The organism is Streptomyces sp. NPDC047072 (assembly GCF_040643855.1).
GTDB lineage: Bacteria > Actinomycetota > Actinomycetes > Streptomycetales > Streptomycetaceae > Streptomyces.
Map to the genome: position 1 here is coordinate 1 of NZ_JBEYVC010000221.1, position 16,630 is coordinate 16,630.

16 protein-coding genes are annotated in these 16,630 nt (G+C 71.0%); 8 read left to right on the plus strand and 8 right to left on the minus strand.

Features of this window, described 5'->3' with window-relative positions; all coding sequences use genetic code 11:
• Positions 1-121 precede the first annotated feature (121 nt).
• Positions 122-1,291 (minus strand): tRNA dihydrouridine synthase DusB, encoded by a 1,170-nt coding sequence (dusB, locus tag ABZ896_RS47440; RefSeq protein WP_360943803.1) that lies wholly within the window; start codon positions 1,289-1,291, stop codon positions 122-124.
• A gap of 97 nt (positions 1,292-1,388) precedes the next feature.
• On the opposite strand from dusB, the gene ABZ896_RS47445 reads away from it, so the two are divergent.
• Both ABZ896_RS47445 and ABZ896_RS47450 read left to right on the plus strand, forming a co-directional pair.
• A complete protein-coding gene (locus tag ABZ896_RS47445; RefSeq protein WP_360943806.1) occupies positions 1,389-2,837 on the plus strand; it encodes an MFS transporter in 1,449 nt (482 codons plus the stop codon).
• Positions 2,838-2,975: 138 nt separating this feature from the next.
• Positions 2,976-3,461 carry a hypothetical protein gene (locus ABZ896_RS47450; protein WP_360943809.1) on the plus strand — a complete coding sequence of 162 codons (486 nt, stop codon included), beginning with the start codon at positions 2,976-2,978 and terminating at the stop codon, positions 3,459-3,461.
• 19 nt (positions 3,462-3,480) lie between these two features.
• On the opposite strand, the gene ABZ896_RS47455 is transcribed toward ABZ896_RS47450, so the two are convergent.
• Positions 3,481-4,377 (minus strand): helix-turn-helix transcriptional regulator, encoded by an 897-nt coding sequence (locus ABZ896_RS47455; protein ID WP_360943812.1) that lies wholly within the window; start codon positions 4,375-4,377, stop codon positions 3,481-3,483.
• Between the two features lie 101 nt (positions 4,378-4,478).
• Here ABZ896_RS47455 and ABZ896_RS47460 point away from each other — a divergent pair, with 101 nt between their 5' ends.
• Together ABZ896_RS47460 and ABZ896_RS47465 are read left to right on the plus strand one after the other, a co-directional pair.
• Entirely contained in the window at positions 4,479-5,909 is a 1,431-nt protein-coding gene (locus tag ABZ896_RS47460) for an MFS transporter (protein WP_360943815.1), read from the plus strand.
• An 88-nt stretch (positions 5,910-5,997) separates the two neighbouring features.
• Positions 5,998-6,204: a hypothetical protein gene (locus ABZ896_RS47465; RefSeq protein WP_360943818.1), complete on the plus strand. Its 207-nt coding sequence runs from the start codon at positions 5,998-6,000 to the stop codon at positions 6,202-6,204.
• Here ABZ896_RS47465 and ABZ896_RS47470 read toward each other — a convergent pair.
• The 4 genes from ABZ896_RS47470 to ABZ896_RS47485 all read right to left on the minus strand — a co-directional run bounded on the left by ABZ896_RS47470 (position 6,201) and on the right by ABZ896_RS47485 (position 10,256).
• Positions 6,201-7,097: a sugar phosphate nucleotidyltransferase gene (locus ABZ896_RS47470; protein ID WP_360943821.1), complete on the minus strand. Its 897-nt coding sequence runs from the start codon at positions 7,095-7,097 to the stop codon at positions 6,201-6,203. The two genes, ABZ896_RS47465 and ABZ896_RS47470, sit on opposite strands and share 4 nt — an antisense overlap.
• A gap of 33 nt (positions 7,098-7,130) precedes the next feature.
• Complete coding sequence (locus tag ABZ896_RS47475; protein WP_360943824.1) at positions 7,131-7,748, minus strand: TetR family transcriptional regulator; 618 nt, start codon at positions 7,746-7,748, stop codon at positions 7,131-7,133.
• A 25-nt stretch (positions 7,749-7,773) separates the two neighbouring features.
• Complete coding sequence (locus ABZ896_RS47480) at positions 7,774-8,796, minus strand: aldo/keto reductase (protein WP_360943827.1); 1,023 nt, start codon at positions 8,794-8,796, stop codon at positions 7,774-7,776.
• A 77-nt stretch (positions 8,797-8,873) separates the two neighbouring features.
• Positions 8,874-10,256, minus strand: coding sequence for a glycine--tRNA ligase (locus ABZ896_RS47485; protein WP_360943830.1), 1,383 nt, complete (start codon positions 10,254-10,256; stop codon positions 8,874-8,876).
• A 131-nt stretch (positions 10,257-10,387) separates the two neighbouring features.
• Here ABZ896_RS47485 and ABZ896_RS47490 point away from each other — a divergent pair, with 131 nt between their 5' ends.
• The 4 genes from ABZ896_RS47490 to ABZ896_RS47505 all read left to right on the plus strand — a co-directional run bounded on the left by ABZ896_RS47490 (position 10,388) and on the right by ABZ896_RS47505 (position 13,527).
• On the plus strand, positions 10,388-11,335 hold the full coding sequence (locus tag ABZ896_RS47490; protein ID WP_360943833.1) for a metal ABC transporter substrate-binding protein: 948 nt from the start codon (positions 10,388-10,390) through the stop codon (positions 11,333-11,335).
• A gap of 14 nt (positions 11,336-11,349) precedes the next feature.
• On the plus strand, positions 11,350-12,114 hold the full coding sequence (locus ABZ896_RS47495) for a metal ABC transporter ATP-binding protein (protein WP_360943836.1): 765 nt from the start codon (positions 11,350-11,352) through the stop codon (positions 12,112-12,114).
• A complete protein-coding gene (locus ABZ896_RS47500) occupies positions 12,114-13,016 on the plus strand; it encodes a metal ABC transporter permease (RefSeq protein ID WP_360943839.1) in 903 nt (300 codons plus the stop codon). Before ABZ896_RS47495 ends, ABZ896_RS47500 begins: the two co-directional genes overlap by 1 nt.
• Before the next feature lie 94 nt (positions 13,017-13,110).
• On the plus strand, positions 13,111-13,527 hold the full coding sequence (locus ABZ896_RS47505; RefSeq protein ID WP_360943842.1) for a transcriptional repressor: 417 nt from the start codon (positions 13,111-13,113) through the stop codon (positions 13,525-13,527).
• A gap of 24 nt (positions 13,528-13,551) precedes the next feature.
• On the opposite strand, the gene ABZ896_RS47510 is transcribed toward ABZ896_RS47505, so the two are convergent.
• Together ABZ896_RS47510 and ABZ896_RS47515 are read right to left on the minus strand one after the other, a co-directional pair.
• Complete coding sequence (locus ABZ896_RS47510) at positions 13,552-14,595, minus strand: hypothetical protein (protein WP_360943845.1); 1,044 nt, start codon at positions 14,593-14,595, stop codon at positions 13,552-13,554.
• Between the two features lie 30 nt (positions 14,596-14,625).
• Positions 14,626-16,563: a DNA/RNA non-specific endonuclease gene (locus ABZ896_RS47515; protein WP_360943848.1), complete on the minus strand. Its 1,938-nt coding sequence runs from the start codon at positions 16,561-16,563 to the stop codon at positions 14,626-14,628.
• Positions 16,564-16,630 lie beyond the last annotated feature (67 nt).

Below are 16,630 nucleotides of genomic sequence, written 5' to 3' on the forward strand. Positions count from 1 at the left end.
GCATGGGGGTCCGTGGTTTTCACCCCCCGCCCCCCCCCCCCCACCTAACCGTAGGCGCGTCTTTAGGGGCGCGGGGAACTGCGCAAAACGCCCGCCCCCACCGAACCCGCAGACAAACGACTCAGCCCCCGGACGTGTCCAACTCCGCATCCTCCCCGACGCCCGCACAGTCGTACGGATCCTTCAGCCAACCATCCGGAAGAACCACCCTGTTGTTCCCGGACGTCCGCCCACGAGGCCCATCCGCACCGACCGGCCACGGCTGGCCCAGGTCCAACTCGTCCAGCCCCGACCGCAGTTCCTCCAGCGACGACGTGATCGCCAGCCGCTTACGCATCTCGGAACCGACAGCAAACCCCTTCAGGTACCAGGCCACATGCTTACGGAAGTCGATGACCCCCCGCGCCTCGTCCCCGATCCACTCACCGAGAAGCGTCGCATGCCGGACCATGACATCAGCGACCTCACGAAGAGACGGCCGCGCAATATCCTCCGTACGCCCCTCGAACGCCGCCACAAGATCCGCGAACAACCACGGCCGCCCCAGACACCCCCGCCCCACAACCACCCCGTCACACCCGGTCTCCCGCACCATCCGCAGCGCGTCCGACGCCGACCAGATGTCCCCGTTCCCCAGCACGGGAATCTCCGGCACATGCTCCTTCAACCGAGCGATGGCCGCCCAGTCGGCGGTACCCCCGTAGTGCTGAGCGGCAGTACGACCATGCAGCGCGATCGACGTAACCCCCTCCTCGACCGCGATCCGCCCCGCGTCGAGGTACGTGATGTGATCGTCGTCGATCCCCTTGCGCATCTTCATCGTCACCGGCAGCTCCCCCGCCCCGGCCACCGCCTCCCGCAGAATCGCCCGCAACAGGTGCCGCTTGAACGGCAGCGCCGATCCCCCACCCCGCCGCGTCACCTTCGGCACCGGGCACCCGAAGTTGAGGTCGATGTGATCGGCCAGCCCCTCCTCCGCGATCATGCGGACGGCTTTGCCGACGGTGGCCGGATCGACGCCGTACAGCTGGATCGACCGCGGCTTCTCCGACGCGTCGAAATGGATCAACTGCATGGTCTTCTCGTTGCGCTCGACCAGCGCCCGAGTGGTGATCATCTCGCTGACGAACAGCCCCTTCCCGCCACTGGCCCCATCCTTTGATTCGCCTCCGGCGAAGGTCCTGCACAGCGTACGGAAGGGCGCGTTGGTGATCCCGGCCATGGGCGCGAGAACGACGGGCGGCTGAACGGTGTGCGGCCCGATCTGAAGGGGCGAGACGGTCGTGGACATTCCCCCATTGTCACGCATGGCCCGACACCCCCACTCCCAAGATCATGCATCAACCATTAGTTAGACGCACTATTGAAGTCGGCGTACGATGGACCCCATGCCCGAGCTCAGCCAACGCCGGCGGATGCTGGTCCTCGCGATCTGCTGCATGAGCCTGCTCATCGTGAGCCTCGACACCACCGCCCTCAACGTCGCCCTGCCCGCGATGCAACGCGACCTGGACGCGAGCACGGCGGGCCTGCAGTGGACGATCGACGCGTACACGCTGGTGCTCGCCTCGCTGCTGATGCTGGCCGGCTCCACCGCCGACCGGATCGGCCGCAAGCGGGTCTTCATCGCGGGCCTGATCGTCTTCACGATCGGCTCGGCGCTCTGCTCCGCCGCCCCGAACCTCGACGCGCTCATCGCCTTCCGCATGGTGCAGGCCGTCGGCGGCTCGATGCTCAACCCGGTCGCGATGTCGATCATCACCAACACCTTCACCGACCCCCGCGAGCGCGCCCGCGCGATCGGCGTGTGGGGCGCGGTCGTCGGCATCTCCATGGCCCTCGGCCCACTGGTCGGCGGCCTCCTCGTGGACTCGATCGGCTGGCGCTCGATCTTCTGGGTCAACCTGCCGGTCGGCCTCGCGGCCCTCCTGCTGACCCTGCGCTTCGTGCCCGAGTCCCGCGCGCCGAAGGGCCGCCGCCCGGACCCGGTCGGCCAGGTCCTGGTGATCGCGCTGTTCGGCTCCCTGACGTACGCGATCATCGAGGCGCCGAACGCCGGGTTCGCCTCGGTCCTCCCCTACGGCGTCGTCGCGGCCGTGGCACTCGCCGGGCTGCTCGCCTACGAGCCCCGGCGCGCCGAACCCCTCATCGATCTGCGGTTCTTCCGGTCGGTGCCGTTCAGCGGGGCGACGGTGATCGCGATCAGCGCGTTCGCCGCGCTGGGCGGGTTCCTGTTCCTGTCGACGCTGTACCTGCAGAACGTACGAGGGCTGGACGCGCTGCACGCGGGGCTGTGGATGCTGCCGATGGCCGTGCCGACGTTCCTGTGCGCGCCGTTGTCCGGGCGGCTGGTCGGGAACCGGGGGCCGCGGCTGTCGTTGGTGATCGCCGGGTGCGCGATGACGGTGAGCGCGGTGCTGTTCGCGGCGTTCGAGGCGGAGACGTCCAATGTGACGCTGTTCCTCGGGTATCTGGTGTTCGGGATCGGGTTCGGGTTCGTGAACGCGCCGATCACGAACACGGCGGTGTCGGGGATGCCGCGGGCGCAGGCCGGGGTGGCGGCGGCGGTCGCGTCGACGAGCCGGCAGCTGGGGCAGACCCTCGGGGTCGCGGTGATCGGGGCGGTGCTGGCGTCCGGCGTGGTCTCGTCGTCGTACCGCGAGACGTTCGTGGACGCGGCCGTGCCCGGGTGGTGGATCATCGCCGGGTGCGGGCTCGCCGTGCTGGTGCTCGGTGCGGTGACCAGCGGGACCTGGGCCCACCGAACCGCCGAACGAACCGCCGACCGCCTCAAGTCGGCGGAGGTCCGCGAGGCGGCGGAGGTCGCGGCCCGCTGAGCGGCCCGCTGAGCGGCCCACGGCCACCCTGACAATCGTCAGGTACCGCCGGTTTCCCCCTCTTCCTAAGTTCGAGTCGTCCGCCGGACCCCGGCCGGATCCCGGGGTCCCTTCCACCGACAGGAAGAGACGACTCTCATGCGCTTGTCCCGTTCCGCACTCGCCACGGCCGCGGCACTGTGCACGGTCGCCACCGGCGTCGTCCTCGCCCAGCCCCCGCAGCCCGCCGCGGCCACCGCCGCCGCCTGCGAGGGCGGCAAACGCGGCTTCAAGGACCACCCGGACAACGCCGAGGGCGACTACAAGAAGCCCCGGGAGTTCTGGACCGGCAACGTGCACTTCACGCTCGAGAAGGGCAACTACGCCGGCATGCAGATCGGCTTCGGCAAGATTCAGGGCGAGACCAGGCCCGGCGACAAGGTCTGGATGGACTGGAAGGCGACCGGCTGGGACAACGACGACGCCGTGTCCCCCTGGCTGCAGTGCGGTCCCTTCACCGTCCGGTCCGCGGGGCAGAGCCTGACCACCCCCTTCCGGCGGACCAGCACCGACCCCGACTACCAGTTCCGCGTCTGCGGCTCGCTGGTCACGGCGCCCAAGGCCAAGTGCTCCGCCTGGTGGTAGACCATCGCGTACGGCGAGGTCAGGACCGTTCCAGCGCGATCGCGTGCAGCTTCTCCAGGCGGAGCCGGGACTCGTCGTCCGCCGGTGTGTAGGTCACCAGGCGGGGGCCCTGCTCGGGGCCCAGCCACAGGTCGGTGTGGTCGACGACGACCCGGCCGACGTAGCGGTTCAGGAACTCCTTGCGGCGCGGGCGGGACGCCCCGACCTCGTGGCGGTCCCAGACCTCGCGGAACTCCGCGGACTCCGTGCGCAGGCGCTTGAGGAGGGCCTTCCAGGCGGGCTCGGAGAGGTGCCCGGCCATGCTCGCGCGGAAGCGGGCCGCCATCAGCCGGTGCACCTCCTCCAGGTGCACGATCGAGGAGCGCCACTCGTCGTGGGTGTAGGAGAGCAGCATGGCGTTGCGGTCCTCGGGCGGTACCGCGTCCAGGTCGCACAGGAGCAGCCCGTAGGTGCGGTTGTGGGCGAGGATGTCGTACCGGCTGTTCTGCACGCAGGCCGGGATCGACTCCATCCGGTCGAGCACCTGCCGCACGCCCGGCGTGATCGACGGGCAGGTCGTGGCGGGCGCCGGGTCCACCGCGCCGGCGAGCCGGAAGAGGTGGGTCCGCTCGATGGGGTCCAGCAGCAGCGTGCGCGCGAGAGCGTCCAGGACCTGCACGGAGACCTGGATGTCGCGGCCCTGCTCCAGCCAGGTGTACCAGGTGACGCCGACCGCGGAGAGCTGGGCGACCTCCTCCCGGCGCAGGCCCGGGGTGCGCCGCCGGGTGCCGCGGGGCAGGCCGACCCGCTCGGGTGTGATGTGCTCTCGGCGGTGGCGCAGGAAGGCTGCGAGTTCGTGGCGCCGGATCGCCGACGCGGTCCTGGGCGGGGCGGCTTCCCGAGCCGGTACGGCGGTGTCCTCGGCCATGATGCTCATGCCTCCAGCCTGCCCGCACCCGGAGCCTGTTTCCAGGTGGTTCTGCTACCAGGATAAGAAGACTCTGGTACCCGGCTGAGCGCGGGAGCACGCTCGACAGCGTGACCGAAACGACCACTCCACGCCCCCTCCGCGCCGCCACCGGCGCACCGCCCGAGCTGGGCGGCCTCGGACTGTTCACCGTCCTGCTCGCCGCCGCGCTCCCCCTCGTCGACTTCTTCATCGTCAACGTCGCCCTGCCGACCATCGCCACCGACCTCTCGGCCAGCGAGTCGGTCCTCGAACTCGTCGTCGCCGGCTACGGGTTGGCGTACGCCGTCCTCCTGGTCCTCGGCGGCCGGCTCGGCGACCTCTTCGGCCGCCGCCGGCTCTTCCTCGGCGGCATGGCGGCCTTCGGGCTGACCTCGCTGGCCTGCGGGCTCGCGCCCACCGCCTGGACGCTGGTCGCGGCCCGGGTCGCCCAGGGCGCCGCGTCCGCCGCGATGCTGCCGCAGGTCCTCGCCACCATCCAGTCGGCCACCGCGGGACCCCGGCGGGCCAGGGCGATGGGGCTCTACGGCGCCACGGCCGGCCTGTCCATGGTGGCGGGCCAGATCCTCGGCGGGGTCCTGGTGGCCGCCGACATCTGGGGCACCGGCTGGCGCGCGGTGTTCCTGGTGAACGTCCCGGTCGTGATCGTCGGCCTGGTCCTCGCGGCCCGCGCGGTCCCGGAGACCCGCTCGCCGCGCCCGGAGCCGGTGGACGGCCCCGGGACGGTCCTGCTGGCCGCCTCCCTCATCGCCCTCCTCGCCCCGCTGACCGAGGGCCGGGCAGCGGGCTGGCCGCTGTGGACCTGGCTGTCGCTGGCCGCGTTCCCGTTCCTCGCCGGGGCGTTCTTCGCGGTGGAGCGCCGGGCGGACCGCGCGGGCCGTACCCCACTTGTCCCGCCGAGCCTGTTCGCGCTGGTGTCGCTGCGCCGCGGCCTCGTCCTGATGCTTCCCTTCTCGATGGGGTTCGCCGGCTTCATGTTCGTGATCGCGGTGGCCCTCCAGGAGGGCGCGCGCCTGGGGCCCGTCCAGGCGGGTCTCGCGCTGGTCCCGCTGGCGGTGACGTTCCTGTTCACGTCGATCGCCGGACCGCGGCTGATCGCCCGCTACGGCACCCGGGTGGTGACCGCGGGCGCCGTGATCCAGGGCGTCGGCCTGACCCTGATCGTGCTGGCCGCCCGCTTCTCCTGGCCGGACCTCGGCCTGGTGGCCCTGCTGCCCGGCGGAGCGGTCGCCGGGGTGGGCCAGGCGCTCCAACTGCCCGTGGTGATGCGGCTCGTGCTGTCCGAGGTGCCGCCCGCCCGGGCCGGTGTGGGCAGCGGTGTGATGGTCACGACCCAGCAGTCCGCCCTGGCCCTCGGTGTGGCCACCCTAGGCACGCTCTTCCTGGCGCTCGTCCCGGGCGTGGGGATGCGGGACGCCCTGATCACGACCCTGCTGGTCCAGCTGGGCGGGGTGGTCCTGACCGGTCTGCTGAGCCTGCGGCTGCCGCGCACCATCGGCTGACGTCGGTTCACGATTTCACGAATTAGCGGTGAAGGTCCTGCTGTTGATGTTGGTCTTGCAGCACACTCCTCGTCGGAGGCGAGGCATCATGCTGCAGACCAACACGAGCAAGGTGAGCCGCTGGGACCAGCACGGGCGCGAGCACGTCGTCCAAGTGCTGCGCAAGGGCCCGCAACGCACGATCAGATGCGAGACCTGCGGCTGGCGCAAGGGCGCGCAGTTCCTGCCGTGGCTGAAGGCCGAGGAGCACCTGGCGGAGGCCCATCAGGCGACGGTGGACCCCAAGGACGGCTAGGGCGTGTCCAGTTCGCCGACCAGGCGGCGCAGGAGCGGGCCGTACTCGGGGTGGGCCAGGGCGTGGGCCATCTGGGCCACCAGGTAGTCCGCCGGGTTGCCGGTGTCGTACCAGCGGCCCTGGATGACCTGTCCGTACACCGCGCGCCCGGCCGCGTAGGCGTTGATGGCGTCGGTCAGGTAGATCTCGCCGGTCTGGTGCTCGTACCAGCGGCGGGTGCGCTCGCGCAGTTCGTCGACGATGCCCGGGGTGATGACATAGCCGCCGATCGCCGCGTACGACGAGGGCGCGGCGGCCGGGTCGGGCTTCTCGACGAGGCCGGTGATGCGCAACGTACCGCCGCCGAGGTCCTCCTTGACGACCGGGACGCCGTAGCGCTGGGATTCCATGGGGTCCATCGGCAGCAGGGCCAGCACCGGGCAGCCGGTCTGCTCGTAGGCGCGGATGAGCTGCTGGGCGCGCGGCACCTCGGCCACGAACACGTCGTCCGGCCACAGTACGAGGACGGGCTCGTCGCCGAAGGAGCGGGCGGCGTTCAGCACGGGGGTGCCGTTGCCGTACGGGCCGTTCTGGTCCAGGTAGGTGATGTGGCCGCGGCGGGCCAGCTCGGCGATCTCCTCGACGGCGTCCGCGTAGGCGGTCTTGCCGTCCGCGCGGAGCTGCTCGACCAGCGCGGGGTTGGGGCGGAAGTGGTCCTGGATCAGGGACTTGCCGCCGGAGACGACGATGGTGATGTCGGTGATGCCGGAGTCCACCAGCTCGCGCACGGTGTGCTCGATGACCGGCTTGTCGCCGACCGGGAGCATCTCCTTCGGCGTCGCCTTGGTCAGCGGCAGCAGCCGCGAGCCGAGTCCGGCGGCGGGGATCACGGCCCTGCGGATGGTCGGGGGCATCGGGTCGCTCGGCTCTCTCTCGGGCGGGTGCTGTCAGTCGGACGGTACCGCCCCGGTGCCCGGCGGTGTCCGCAGCCCTCCGATCAGCAGGTCCAGGAGTGCCTGGAGGTCCTCTTCGACGCCCGGCCGTTCCCACTCGCGGGCGTAGCCGGGGTCGTGGAAGACGGCGGTGGCCTGGAAGAGGGCCCGGGCCGTGGTGGCCGGGTCGGCGACCGTGAAGGCACCCGAGTCGGCGCCCGCCCGGACGACGCGGACGAGCTGGTCGGTCAGATCGGTGATGTGCCCGGTGACCGTCTCGACGCTCTCCCCGACCAGGACCTGGTAGGTGGCGAACAGCTCGGGATCGTCACCCGCCTTGCGGCGCTTGGCCTCGAAGAGAGCGGTGAACCACTCCCGCAGCCGGGACTCCGGGTCCCGGTCCGCCCCGGCGATCTGGGCCAGCAGTCCCGTCGTCCGGTCCAGCCACCGCTTGGTGACCGCCTCCCGCAGGGCCGCCTTGGTGCGGAAGTGGCGGTAGACGCTGCCGTGGCTGACGCCGAGCGCGCGGGCCACGTCGACCACGGTGGCCTTGGCGGGGCCGTGGCGGCGCAGCACCTCTTCGGTGGCTTCGAGGATGCGCTCGGCGGTCAGGATCTCGGTGGTCGGAGGCATGCCTAGACGGTACCCGGCACGGCGATCAGCGTTCGCTGTCGAGCATGGCCATCTGGGCGGGGGCGTAGCGCTCGCCGGCCGCCGCGTCGGCCGGTACGGCGGCCTCGATGGCGGCGAGGTCGGAGGCGTCCAGGGTCACGTCCAGGGCGCCGAGTGCCTCGCCGAGCCGCTCGCGGGTGCGGGCGCCGACCAGCGGCACGATGTCCGTCTGGTGTCGTGAACCCTGCGACAGCGCCCAGGCGATGGCGATCTGGGCGACGGACACGCCCTTCTGCTCGGCGACCTTGCGCAGGGACTCGACCAGCGTGAGGTTGTGCCGGAGGTTGTCGCCCTGGAAGCGCGGGGTGTGGGCGCGGAAGTCGTTCGCGGCGAAGCCCTGCCCGGGCGTGAGATGGCCGGAGATCAGCCCGCGCGAGAGCACCCCGTACGCGGTGACGGCGATGCCCAGCTCGCGCAGGGTGGGCAGGATCTCCCGCTCGGGGCCGCGGGAGATGAGCCCGTACTCGATCTGGAGGTCGGCGATCGGGGCGGTGGCGGCGGCCCGGCGGATGGTCTCGGCGCCGACCTCGCTGAGCCCGATGTGGCGGACGTAGCCCTTCTCGACCAGTTCGGCGATGGCGCCGACGGTCTCCTCGATCGGCACGTTCGGGTCGAGCCGGGCGGGGCGGTAGACGTCGATGTGGTCGACGCCGAGGCGCTGGAGGGAGTAGGCGGCCCAGGTCTTCACGGCGGCGGGGCGTGCGTCGTAGCCGAGCCAGCTGCCGTCCGGGGCGCGGTGGGCGCCGAACTTCACGCTGAGCAGCGCGTTCTCCCGCAGGGCGGCCGGGGCGGTGCGCAGGGCCTCGGCGATCAGCAGTTCGTTGTGGCCCATGCCGTAGAAGTCGCCGGTGTCGAGCAGGGTGACGCCGGCGTCGAGGGCGGCGTGGATGGTGGCGATCGACTCGGCGCGGTCCGAGTCGCCGTACATGCCGGACATGCCCATGCAGCCGAGGCCGAGGGCAAAGACCTGGGGGCCGGTGGTTCCGAGGGTTCGGGTACGCGTCGTCATGCCACCCACCCTGACATGACAACTGACAGATTTCAATATCTGTCAGCCGACCAGGGTGGGCGGCAGAACGAACAGGCCTAGCAGCCGACGAGCCGCCCCGCCAGGTAGCCCTCGATCTGGTCCAGGGAGACCCGCTCCTGCTTCATCGAGTCCCGCTCACGAACCGTCACCGCGTTGTCCTCAAGCGTGTCGAAGTCGACCGTCACGCAGTACGGCGTACCGATCTCGTCCTGGCGCCGGTACCGGCGGCCGATCGCACCCGCGTCGTCGAACTCGATGTTCCAGTTCTGCCGCAGCGCCGTCGCGAGACCCTTCGCCTTCGGGGACAGCTCGGGGTTGCGGGACAGCGGCAGCACCGCGACCTTCACCGGCGCGAGCCGGTGGTCCAGGCGCAGCACCGTCCGCTTCTCCAGCTTGCCCTTGGCGTTCGGCGCCTCGTCCTCGACGTACGCGTCGAGCAGGAAGGCGAGCATCGCGCGCCCGACACCGGCCGCCGGCTCGATGACGTACGGCGTCCAGCGCTCGCCGGCCTCCTGGTCGAAGTAGGAGAGGTCCTGGCCGGAGGCCTTGGAGTGGGCGCCGAGGTCGTAGTCGGTGCGGTTGGCGACGCCCTCCAGCTCACCCCACTCGTTGCCGCCGAACTGGAAGCGGTACTCGATGTCGGCGGTGCGCTTGGAGTAGTGCGAGAGCTTCTCCGCCGGGTGCTCGTACCAGCGCATGTTCTCCTCGCGCAGGCCCAGGCCGGTGTACCAGTTCCAGCGCTGCTCCATCCAGTACTCCTGCCACTTCTCGTCCTCGCCCGGCTTGACGAAGAACTCCATCTCCATCTGCTCGAACTCGCGGGTGCGGAAGATGAAGTTGCCGGGCGTGATCTCGTTGCGGAAGGACTTGCCCATCTGCGCGATGCCGAACGGCGGCTTGCGGCGCGAAGTGGTCTGCACCTGGGCGAAGTTGGTGAAGATTCCCTGCGCGGTCTCGGGACGCAGGTAGGCGATGGAGCCGGTGTCCTGGGTCGGGCCGAGGTGGGTCGAGAGCAGACCCGAGAACTGCTTCGGCTCGGTGAACTGGCCCTTGTTGCCGCAGTTGGGGCAGTTGACGTCCGCCAGGCCGTTCTCCGGGGCGCGGTGGTGCTTGGCCTCGTACGCCTCCTCCAGGTGGTCCGCGCGGAACCGCTTGTGGCAGGAGGTGCACTCGGTGAGCGGGTCGGAGAAGGTGGCCACGTGGCCGGAGGCGACCCAGACCTCGGGGGCCAGGATCACGGACGAGTCGATACCGACCACGTCCTCGCGCGACGTCACCATGTAGCGCCACCACTGACGCTTCAGGTTCTCCTTGAGCTCGACACCCAGCGGTCCGTAGTCCCAGGCGGCCCGCTGACCGCCGTAGATCTCACTACAGGGGAAAACGAAGCCCCGGCGCTTGCTCAGGCTGACGATGGTGTCGATCTTGTCGGCGGCCACGGTGCTCTCTTCATGACGGATGGACGGCAGCGAATGCCTCAGGTTACCGGCGCGGCCACCCCCGGTATCAAATCGGTTCCGCTCAGCAGGTTTGTTGACAACGGTTTCCATATTTGATGAAAATGACTGTCATGAACGTACGACGACGCCTCATACCCATGGTCGCCGTGAGCGCCGCCCTCACCGCCCTCTCCGCCTGCTCCACCGACAGCGCGGCCGCGGGCAACACCGACAAGTTCGACGTCGTCGCCTCCTTCTACCCGATGGCCTTCCTCGCCGAGCAGATCGGCGGGGACCACGTGCACGTCACCAGCCTGACCGAGCCCGGCCAGGAGCCGCACGACCTGGAGATCAGCGCCAAGCAGACCGCGCAGCTCCAGGAGTCCGACGCGGTGCTCTACCTCAAGAACCTCCAGCCCTCCGTCGACGACGCGGTCGCCCAGTCCGAGATCAAGACGAAGATCGACGCGTCCGCGCTCACCGAGCTGGAGAAGCACGGCAACGAGGTCGGCGGCCACGCGGCCGAGCACGACGACCACGCCAACGAGGAACTCGAAGGCCTCGACCCCCACATCTGGCTCGACCCGGTGCGCTACTCCCAGGTCGCCGAGGGCGTCGGCAAGGCCTTCGAGAAGGCGGACCCGGACCACGCGGCCGACTACAAGGCCAACACCGCGGCCCTGGTGAAGAAGCTCGGCGACCTGAACACCAAGTTCAAGACCGGCCTCGCGAACACCGACACCAAGGTCTTCATCACCACCCACGCCGCCTTCGGCTACCTCGCCGAGCGCTACGGCCTCACCGAGGAGGCCATCAACGGCCTCGACCCGGAGTCGGAGCCCAGCGCCGAGCGCGTGAAGGACCTTGAGAAGATGGCGAAGGCCGACGGCGTCACGACCGTGTTCTACGAGACGCTCGTCAGCGACAAGACCGCGAAGACGATCGCCTCCGACGCCGGACTGAAGACGGACGTCCTCGACCCGATCGAGGGCATCACCGCCAAGTCCCGCGGCAAGGACTACTTCGCGGTCCAGGAAGCCAACCTCAAGGCGCTGCAAGCCGCCCTGGGAGCGAAATGACATCGGAGGACGGCATGGCAGAGCCCGTCATCGCGCTGCGCGGAGTCCGCGCCGACCTGGGCTCGCGCCCCGTCCTGCGCGGCATCGACCTCACCGTGGAGCGCGGTGAGGTCGTCGCGCTGCTCGGCGCCAACGGCTCCGGCAAGTCGACCGCGATCCGCGCGATCATCGGCCAAGTCCCGGCGTCGGCCGGGGAGATCGAGCTCTTCGGCATCCCGCGGGCCCGCTTCCGCGACTGGGCGCGCGTCGGTTACGTCCCGCAGCGCACCACCGCCGCGGGCGGCGTCCCGGCCACGGTCACCGAGATCGTCGCGAGCGGCCGGCTCTCACGCGCCCGCTTCGGCGTCCTGCGCAAGGCCGACCACGCGGCCGTACGGCGGGCCCTGGAGCTGGTCGGCATGGCGGACCGCGCGAAGGACTCCGTCAACGCGCTCTCCGGCGGCCAGCACCAGCGGGTGCTGATCGCCCGCGCCCTCGCTGCCGAACCCGAACTGCTCATCATGGACGAGCCGATGGCGGGCGTGGACCTCGCCAGCCAGGAGGTGCTCGCTCGGACTCTGCGCGACCAGGTCGCCGAGGGCGCCACCGTCCTGCTCGTCCTGCACGAACTGGGCCCCCTGGAGCCGCTGATCGACCGCGCGGTCGTCCTGCGCGACGGCTGCGTCCTGCACGACGGCCCGCCTCCCCGCGCGGTCGGTCAGCACGCCCTTCCCGGCCACGACCACGTCCACCCCCACTCCCCCGAGCACGAGCCGATGCGCACAGGACTGCTGACCTGATGGACTTCCTCGACTACGCCTTCATGCAGCGGGCCCTGCTCGCCGCCGTCCTGGTCGGCATCACCGCCCCCGCCGTCGGCATCTACCTGGTCCAGCGCCGCCAGGCCCTGATGGGCGACGGCATCGGCCATGTCGCGATGACCGGCGTCGGCCTCGGCTTCCTGCTGTCCTGGTCGCCGATCTGGATGGCGACCCTGGTCTCCGTCCTCGGCGCGGTACTGATGGAACTCATCCGCTGGTACGGCAGGACCCGCGGCGACATCGCCCTCGCGATGCTCTTCTACGGCGGCATGGCCGGCGGCGTGATGTTCATCAACCTCGCGCCCGGCGGCTCCAACGCCAATCTCACCTCGTACCTCTTCGGCTCGCTCTCGACCGTGAGCCAGTCCGACGTGACCGCGATCTGTGTGCTGGCCGCCTTCGTGGTGCTGGTCACCCTGGGGCTGCGCCGCCAGCTCTTCGCGGTCAGCCAGGACGAGGAGTTCGCCCGGGTCACCGGGCTGCCGGTGCGGGCGCTGAACCTGCTCACCGCGGTCACGGCCGCGGTCACGGTGACCGTCGCGATGCGCGTGGTCGGCCTGCTGCTGGTCAGCGCGCTGATGGTGGTCCCGGTGGCCGCCGCCCAGCAGCTCAGCCGGAGCTTCGCGGCGACCTTCGCGATCGCCGTCGCGATCGGTGTGAGCGTGACCATCGGCGGCACCGTCACCTCGTACTACCAGGACGTCCCGCCCGGTGCCACGATCGTGTTGCTGACCATCGGCGCCTTCATCGTGCTGACCGCGCTCGCGACCCCGCTGGCCCGTCGCCGCGCCCGTGCCGCCGCGGCCGCGCAGCCCTCCGGCGACCCCGCGGAGTGTGTGATTCCGGCCAGCAGGGAGCCGGACGGCAAGGTCGGCGTCTGACTCCGCACAGACCGGGCTGGCACAATGGCCCGGCAGGCGCAGACGTGTGTGGCGCGCGCGAGCCGCAGGAGCGCGCCACCAGAAGGAGGTAACGGTGACGACCGCTGGACCGCCCGTGAAGGGGCGCTCGACCCGCCAGCGGGCAGCCGTGGCGGCGGCCCTGGACGAGGTCGACGAGTTCCGCAGCGCGCAGGAGCTCCACGACATGCTCAAGCACAAGGGCGACTCGGTCGGCCTGACCACGGTCTACCGCACCCTCCAGTCCCTCGCCGACGCCGGCGAGGTCGACGTCCTGCGCACCTCCGACGGCGAGTCCGTCTACCGTCGCTGCTCCACCGGCGACCATCACCACCACCTGGTCTGCCGCATCTGCGGCAAGGCGGTCGAGGTCGAGGGCCCGGCCGTGGAGAAGTGGGCCGACGCGATCGCGGCAGAGCACGGCTTCGTCAACGTGGCCCACACCGTGGAGATCTTCGGCACCTGCGCGGAGTGCGCGGCCGAGCAGCGCTGACCCCTCTTACGGGTCTTACTGGTCCTACTGGACCAGCTCGATGTGCGGGTGGTCCGGCGACTTCGGGCAGACGTGAAGCTGCAGGTCGTAGCCCCCGGCGATGTCGATCATGGTGAAGTTCGCCGGCGGAGTGCCGGGGAGCAGCGGCGTGGGGTCGGTCCGCTCTTCTTCGGGGGCCCAGCTGTCGCTGCCGGCGTTCCATTCCGTGGTGGCGATGGTCAGCAGCGGGTCCGCCTCGGTGCCGCATGCGGGGCAGAGCCGGGGCACGGGGTCGGTGAGGCCCCAGCGGGTCCAGCCGCCGGCCTTCCAGCCGGGGGCGTGGGACAGCCTCTCCCGGTAGAACCCCTCCGGGGCCGTCGCGTACGCGCTGTCCACCGCCGCTCCGGCCGCCTCCCACCTGCTCGGGTCCCCCAGCTGCTGCCGCAGGTCCCCGCTCAGCTCCATGACGTCCGGGTACTCGGTGACCTGCTCCGGTGCGAGGAGACACGGCTCCGGCAGGTAGCCGCGGGACTGGAGCACGGGCGGCTCGGGCGGGGTGTCGAGTACGTCGGTGACGGTGGCGGCCGACCGCCAGAAGACCGAGGTGCGGGGATGTGTCGGGTGGTTGAAGGGGCACCACAGGACCTGGAGCAGATCGGCCTCCGACTGCCCGGGCGGGCGCAGCAGGGGGACGTCGCGGACGTACAGCTGGGCCACGGGCAGCAGGGCGACCGGGCCCTCGGGCCAGGGGCGGCCGGTCTTGATCCGCCTCTCGGTCGCCAGTTCCTCGGGCGTGGCGGCGGGCGCCTGCGGATCGCGGCGCCGCCGGTCGGCCGCGGCGGCCCGGTTGCGGCGCAGCAGCCGCAGGTCGTCCGGTGAGAGACCCGGCCGTCGGCTCGGCACATGCGGGCCTTCGCAGTGCGGCCACGGCTCGTCGGCGGGCCACAGCAGCGGCCCGCCGACAGAGCTGTCCTGCGCGGTGGGCGACCCGGGGCGGGGGTGCAGCCGGGTCGCCGTGCGTGCCAGCGGGGCCAGTTGAGGGAAGACCGCGGTGACGTCCAAGGGCCGCGGTGGGGTGGTGAAGCTCATTCCGGCTCCCGGTGGCACGAACAGGGTGGATCAGTTACCGAGGTTGAACAGCCCGGTGGTTCCCCGGGTGTTGGGGACGTAGACGTCGGCGAACAGCTGCTCCGTCGATCCGTCCTCCCGCTCGATGGTGGCGCTCATCGTAACTCCCACCGGAATCGTGCTGGTGGCGTCCAGGTAGTCGGGCGTCACCTCGTAGAGGATCGCGTCGTCCTCTCCGAACGACTGCTCCGCCACCTCGTCGCGGACCTGCTCCTCGTACTCCCACATGCTTCCCGCACCGGTGTTCATGCCCGACTGCCAGCAGGGGACGAGGTTCTGCGAGATCCGCCCGCCGAGAATGTTGGCGATCAGGTGGCACCGGGAGAGTCCGGCGGTGTCGAGCTGGTTCGCCACGGCGAAGAGCTGCGCGTCCTGCCAGCCGGTGATGTCTCCCCCGGCGTCACTGCCCGGCCCGGGGGTCTTCCCCAGGCAGGCCTGCGCCCCGGTGGCCCGGAGACCGGCCGCGCCCTGCGGGCTGGTGGTCTTGTTGACGTGGGCGACCGGTTCGGTGGTGTTCAGGATCCAGCCGTTCCCGGCCGGGCGTGCCCCCTCCGGCGAGACCCCCAGGCAGGCGGCGTGCGAGCCGTCCAGCGACGCCGTGAGCTCCAGCTTGAACTGCTCGGCGTCGATGACCCGTTGGCCCTGGAAGCCGTCCGAGAGCTGGCCGTCGGCGAACTGCTTGTCGGCGGCGGCGACATGGGCGCGCGCGCAGGGCTTGGAGGTGTCCAGCCCCGAACCGCCGCCCAGCTCGAAGATGACCCATCCGCCGCTGCCGTAGTAGGGGATGACCTCCGCGCACCGGGCGCCGTCCGTTCCCCCTTCCCGTGTCTCCGCGAAGGGGAAGGGGGCACAGGTGTCGGTCGGGATGAGGTCGGTCGCGTCCGCGAACGGTTTCGACGACCCGCTTCCACAGGTGCTGCTCGTGCGGTCGGCAGCACCGCTCGTCGCCCGGGTCAGCAGCGTGTCGCGCCCCCAGTGGTCGGCGAGCTTCTGCTGGGCCCACAGATAGGCCGCCACCGCACCGCCCTGGTCGGAGCCCTGCGTGCTCATCGGCACGACGGCCGTGACCGAGGGGACGACGCAGCCCGCCGTCGAGGTGCCCCCGACCGCGTTGTCGCAGCGGAGCTTGCGCGGGTTGTCCCACGAGGCGTTCGGGTCGACGGCCGTGGCGCCCGGCGAGGTCACGTACACCTTGTACGAGGTGAGGAACTCCGCGACGGCACCCACGGCGGGCGAGGAGGAGTACGAGACGGTGCCGGTGAGCGACTGGCCCAGGGTCAGGTCGCCGCCGTACCAGGGCGCGGTCTTGGTCGCCGTACAGCCGGTTCCGCAGGCGGCCCGGAACTTGGCGTTGAGGGCGGTGACCTCGCCGCTCGCGCTGGTCATCGTCACCGTGACCTGCTCGTTCCAGGTGGTGCCCGCGGCGGGCAGGGTCGCGCTGGTCGAGATCGCCAGGGTGCCGCGTCCGAGTTCCTTGCCGTTGCTGTCGCGCAGGATGTAGAGGACGTTCACTCCGGTCACGCAGTACCCGAAGCGCTCGTAGGAGTAGGTGCCGGGGCTGATGAGGGAGCAGCTCGCGGCGTCGGCGGCCGCGGTGAGGCTCCGCTGGGCCGTCGTACTCGTGGCCGGGGCGGTGCTCGTGGTCACACAGGCCTCGGCGGCGCCCGCCCGGCGTTCCTTCGATCCGGCCCGGGTGGGCTCGCACCGCTCCCCGGACTTCGCCCGGAAGGCGCTGGTCCCGGTGGTGGGGGGCGCGGTCGCCGGCTGGTCCGCCGAATCGATCCTGCCGACGGGGCGCAGGGCCGTGTCCGTCGTCTGCTGCGCCTGGCTCACGCCGGTCGTGAGCCCGAGCGTCGCCGCCGTCAGCAGGGCGAGCACGGCCGACCGGACGCGTATTCGTCTCGGTCGGCCGGGTCCTGTCGCATGCATGGTCGTCATTCCTTTCCTCCCGGTCCTCCCGGAAGCGATGAGCCCCCTGGGGGCCGGCCGTGGCCGG